Source organism: Escherichia sp. 94.0001, from assembly GCF_013369155.2.
Taxonomy (GTDB): Bacteria; Pseudomonadota; Gammaproteobacteria; order Enterobacterales; family Enterobacteriaceae; genus Escherichia; species Escherichia coli_F.
Map to the genome: position 1 here is coordinate 1 of NZ_JABWMS020000246.1, position 411 is coordinate 411.

1 protein-coding gene and 1 pseudogene are annotated in these 411 nt (G+C 56.9%); both read right to left on the bottom strand.

The genetic code is table 11. The features are described from left to right. Window positions 1–136 (bottom strand): phage tail assembly chaperone (locus tag HEN33_RS25515; protein WP_032323533.1); only part of this gene is annotated, 136 nt, incomplete at its 3' end. A gap of 14 nt (window positions 137–150) precedes the next feature. Continuing rightward, window positions 151–411, bottom strand: a pseudogene (locus tag HEN33_RS25520) (major tail subunit); the annotation flags it as partial.

The window sequence follows — 411 nt, forward strand, 5'->3', positions numbered from 1 at the left end:
CCTGCCACAGATACCAGGCCTCTGCCGAAGGCTCCCGCAGCACCACGCTGACATTACCCCATTCCGGCACCTTCACCGTTTTATGACGAAACCCTGACAGTCTGGCCAGCGCCAGCGTTTTCAGATCCTTTTTCATGATGACCCATCCCCTTATCCGGCGGCTGCGCTCACTGTCACGGTGCATTCAACAGACGTCACACTCTGTGCTTTCTCTGCCGAATCGGTCACCACGCAGGTATATTTCCCCGCATCAGCGGACTGCGCACCTGGCTTACTGAAGGTGTCAGTAGTCTGCCCGTCAACCGGCTGACCATCCTTCTTCCAGGCGTATTTATACGGCGGCGTTCCCCCGTTGGCACTGACTGACATTGTCAGCAGCGCACCGGTATTCACGGTAAGTGTCTTCTCCAG